Below are 3,983 nucleotides of genomic sequence, written 5' to 3'. Positions count from 1 at the left end.
CGAACCCGGTCACGATCTTGCGGAACACCCGAACCGTCGGTCTCGCAGTGTTTTTCGGGCTGCAGGCGCTGGTGGCGTTCGTGGTGATGGGGTGGTTGCCGTCGGTGCTGCAGGATGCGGGGGTCAGCGCGTCGGCCGCCGCCACCTGCACCCGACGCAAGCGCACTCCTCGCGCGCTCGCGGGACGCTACGGATCCAGGCGAGTGCCGTCGAAGTCGTAGCGCGGACGTAGCCACTGCCAGCCCCCGGGCACGGCACCGCCGCGGGTGCCGGGGCCGGCGGTCGCCAGGCCCGCCCCCCCCGCCGCCAGAACCGCCACCGACAACGGGTTCAGCGACACCAATATCCGAGCGGCCTCACGCTCGATCTCCGACACATCAACAGCCATCACGGCACCTCATTTCCGAAATCGTTCCGACTGCCCAACTCCCCCCGCTGCCATACCCGAGCACGAGCCGTCACAGGTCCACATACTCGCGCGGCGCACCCTGCCGCGGCTGCTTCTCATCCCCCGGATACATCCGCAGCGTCGGCAGCCACTCATCGATCTCCGCCGCCGACAACGGAGCCGACACCGGAGCCAAACTCACCCGATCCGGGAGATTCACCCACTCCCCGTCCGGATCCACCGCCCGCACCCGCGCCACCACGCCATCCTCGACATAGACGACACCCCGCAGCCGGCGCCGCCGACCCGCCGAGATCCGCCCAGGCCCCACCACCAGCCGCCGATCCATCTCCAACACCGGATCCGCGCTCCCCGCGTACTCCGCCAGCAACTCCGCCACCGTGACCGCGCGGCGAAACAACATCAACACGCACTCCGGCCCCGCCACTGCCGCACCGTCGTCCTCGACGACCTGCGATTCGCCCGCCACCGACAGATCGAACAAACCCATACGGCCGAACACCTCATCGGCCCAAGCGAACGGCGTATACACCGCACGATCCCGACGGTTCACGGTCACGATCGTGTGCTTGCCCCGCCCCGCAACCTCCCGCATCTCCGTCAACCGCTGCCGAGCTTCCCGCATACCGAACCGCTGCACCAGCAGGCTCTCGACCGGCTTCTCGTGCTGCGCCTCAGCCCACAGGTCCGGCCGCACCAGCACACCAACCGGCCTCTCCCACCAGGTCACCACCGTGACCTCGCCGCCCTCTTCCTCCTGATCGTCCCCGCCCACCAGCTTCAGCTCATCAGCCAAATGCTTCCGGAAGCGGTCGAAATCGATCACTCGCATGCCCGCCACCTTAGTTTCCTTACACACCTGACGCGGCATCCGCGACCGCCCACCGGATCATTCAGCACAACCGAGAACAATGCCCGACCCGCAACCCACCGCACCGATCGGCCACCCGCCCGCCCGACAACAACGGATAGTTTCAAATATTACACACATGACGCACTGGCGGGCGGGTCAAACCAAGCCCACCCAGTCGGACCAGGCCCGGAAACGAATCAGAGCTACCGCGACACAGTGCCTGCCCGGCCTCCGCAGCTCCCGCACAATCACCTCCCAGCGTCATTGCGCCGGAGGTGGTGACGCTGACACCCCGACATCACGGCCTGCGACCGGTCAGCCGGAAAGCCCGCGGGCCGCAGGCCCGCGCGGTGGTGCGGGCCCACCGGTGTCGACGGCTCCCTTCGCCCGGCCCTCCATCACGATCGCACCCCGGGCACCGGCCCGCCAGGTCGTTCGGCCACCCCTCCGCTGCGCTCCGGGCCGGGCGCTCCACCTGGCACACCGGCACCCGCCGCGCGAGCGCGCCTCCAGGCCGACCGAAGGAACCCGCCGACACCACCCCTCGGCAACTGCCGTCAGCCCACACCACCGAAGAAGACCCCCGCGGCCGCCCGCCGCGGGCGCCCCCGCGGGGCGGGCGGGGCGCCGCCCCCCACCCCCCCCCCCCCAACCGCCCGACCCCCCACCCCCCCCACAACCCCCCCCGCGCCCCCGGCCCCCGCGCTCCCGCTGGTCGCGTGCGGGGCGCCGCCCCACACCCCGCCGCTCGCCGCGGAGGCAGCGCCGCGCCAAAGGTAACCCAAAAGCGCCGGTTGACCAGCAGAAACAACGAGAAACTCGGTGATATCAATCACCAGCCCCACGATTGTGCAAGATGTGTAAGGTGTGTAATATTATAGATAGAAAGAGGGAAGCGGAAAGGGAAACCAGACCACTCCCCGAAGGACATTGAAAACTCCACAGCGTGACCCGGAATTCACCCGTAGCGGAAACGAAACCGGCCCGGCAGTAAGCGCCGGACCACAACCCGATAGGGAGCGGCAATGGTCGCAGAACGCTACGACGTGAACGGCTGGAAATACGAGCGTGACCCGTTCGACGGTATCCGGCTAGTAAAGGACTACGGCCCCCACTACGCCACCATCACCAAGAACGCGACGCCCGAGGTATTCGGCAAATTTCACTGGACGATCTGGAACACCCCCACAGGCAACCACATCACCGGCGGAAACGCCGACAGCGTCCCCGCAGCGCAAGACGCCGCAGACGCACACCCTACGTAACACCAGCCACGAGCCCGGCCGGGCGCCCCAGCGCCCCGGCCGGGCATGCAACCCGCACGAGAACACCGCGACAGGATTCCGGAAGCACCGGAACTCTCACAGCGGAGATAGGAAACCGAAGAATGATTGGCGACACCGTCACCGTACGCGGCGAAGAATACCGCATCGTCGACGAGAAATCGACGTCCCACCTCGGCACCAAATTCTACGGCAAGATCTCCTTCACCCTCGAAAAGGCCTCCGACGGCACCCGGTGGACGGCGTACGGCAAGAAGGTCGCCCACAACTCCACCCTGGTCCCGAAGAAATAGGCCGGAACAACCCACCGGCACTACTTCCGGCGATCAGAAACAACAAGGAGAACGACAACATAATGAGCGAAGACGTCGAAGCGGCGAAAGAGTGGGATATCCGCTACACCGCGAGGGACGGCGAACGGGTCTGGTTCGACCAGATGATGACCGAATCAACCGCCCGTGAATACGTCGACCTGATGACCACGGGGGCACTCGGTGACGAGTTCGGAAACCCCGAGGCCGTCAACAGAGTAGAAGACCTGAAAAACCGCTATCCGATCGGGGCGCGCATCATCTGGCACCACGGCACGGGAACGGTACTCGAAGGACACCGAATCTTCCGGCATTTCAACAAGCCCACCGAAACCCTCCACGTCCATATGGACGACGGGATAACAAGCGAGGTCGTCGCAACCTTCGTGACCCTCGCACCGCAATAACCGACGAAAGGAGAACAGCACACAAGCCCCAACATCCAACCAAGTGAAGAACCCTTCGACAGGAGCGCACCGGACGGGCCATAACCACCCGGCGCGCTCCCTGTTCGACACCCCGAACCCACGCCCCCGACACGGGAGCGCGAACACGGAAAGGCTCACACCATTGAGTGACGACACCGACGACACCCAGCTGCCCGGCCCCCTGGCCGAGCCGACCCACCGCAACGCCGATCACCTATCCATGACGGCCAGCTGGCCTGTCGGAACACCGGACGAGGACGGCTGGCAGCGCACCGCCCGCCTCGTCTGCCGCCGCTACCCCGGCAAGGGCTATCGGGCCTGGCTGACCACCGTCGACCTTCGCGGCAACGAGGAGTCATTCACCTCCGACACGCCAATCATCGACATACCCATCGACCAGAAGCAGCGACCGCTGTTCGAGCGGTCCCAGCTGGAACAGCACACTCACGACGCGCTCGCGACGCTACGGCAGCGGTTCGAAGCCGGTGACACCCACATCACCGCGCTGTTCAACCCAGACGAGCCGGACCTGTCCGACTTCCCGCCGTTCTGATACCAGCGAGCCACAAACGCGCCCTGCGTCGCTGATACAGGGCCATCCCCAATGAGCCGGGGGGGGGGGGGGGGGGGGGAACGCCCCCCCCCCCCCGCCCCCCCCCCAGGAGCGGACCAACACCCAACAAAACACCACACAAACAC

Annotated in this window: 6 protein-coding genes; 4 read left to right on the top strand and 2 right to left on the bottom strand. The window is 66.4% G+C overall.

Translation table 11 applies throughout. The annotated features are described in order from the left end of the window. Positions 1-187: 187 nt before the first annotated feature. Together QH290_RS13875 and QH290_RS13870 are read right to left on the bottom strand one after the other, a co-directional pair. Positions 188-388, bottom strand: coding sequence for a hypothetical protein (locus QH290_RS13875; protein ID WP_280383193.1), 201 nt, complete (start codon positions 386-388; stop codon positions 188-190). Between the two features lie 70 nt (positions 389-458). Next, positions 459-1,280 (bottom strand): hypothetical protein, encoded by an 822-nt coding sequence (locus tag QH290_RS13870; RefSeq protein WP_280383191.1) that lies wholly within the window; start codon positions 1,278-1,280, stop codon positions 459-461. A gap of 1,007 nt (positions 1,281-2,287) precedes the next feature. Here QH290_RS13870 and QH290_RS13865 point away from each other — a divergent pair. From QH290_RS13865 to QH290_RS13850, 4 genes are all read left to right on the top strand, one after another. After that, positions 2,288-2,527: a hypothetical protein gene (locus tag QH290_RS13865; protein ID WP_280383189.1), complete on the top strand. Its 240-nt coding sequence runs from the start codon at positions 2,288-2,290 to the stop codon at positions 2,525-2,527. 122 nt (positions 2,528-2,649) lie between these two features. Beyond that, entirely contained in the window at positions 2,650-2,838 is a 189-nt protein-coding gene (locus QH290_RS13860) for a hypothetical protein (protein WP_280383187.1), read from the top strand. A 62-nt stretch (positions 2,839-2,900) separates the two neighbouring features. Then, the gene (locus tag QH290_RS13855) at positions 2,901-3,263 is read left to right on the top strand and encodes a hypothetical protein (protein ID WP_280383185.1); all 363 of its coding nucleotides are present in this window, start codon (positions 2,901-2,903) and stop codon (positions 3,261-3,263) included. Between the two features lie 163 nt (positions 3,264-3,426). Beyond that, entirely contained in the window at positions 3,427-3,837 is a 411-nt protein-coding gene (locus QH290_RS13850) for a hypothetical protein (RefSeq protein ID WP_280383183.1), read from the top strand. Positions 3,838-3,983 lie beyond the last annotated feature (146 nt).

Source organism: Nocardia wallacei (genome assembly GCF_029869545.1).
Classification (GTDB): Bacteria; Actinomycetota; Actinomycetes; order Mycobacteriales; family Mycobacteriaceae; genus Nocardia; species Nocardia wallacei_A.
Note: the sequence above shows the minus strand (reverse complement) of the source record. Positions and strands in the feature narration are given on the sequence as shown.

Excerpts from the sequence above, each read along its gene's own strand:
- QH290_RS13875 (WP_280383193.1), bottom strand. The coding sequence starts at position 388 with ATGGCTGTTGATGTGTCGGAGATCGAGCGTGAGGCCGCTCGGATATTG.
- QH290_RS13870 (WP_280383191.1), bottom strand. The coding sequence starts at position 1,280 with ATGCCGCGTCAGGTGTGTAAGGAAACTAAGGTGGCGGGCATGCGAGTG.
- QH290_RS13865 (WP_280383189.1), top strand. The coding sequence starts at position 2,288 with ATGGTCGCAGAACGCTACGACGTGAACGGCTGGAAATACGAGCGTGAC.
- QH290_RS13860 (WP_280383187.1), top strand. The coding sequence starts at position 2,650 with ATGATTGGCGACACCGTCACCGTACGCGGCGAAGAATACCGCATCGTC.
- QH290_RS13855 (WP_280383185.1), top strand. The coding sequence starts at position 2,901 with ATGAGCGAAGACGTCGAAGCGGCGAAAGAGTGGGATATCCGCTACACC.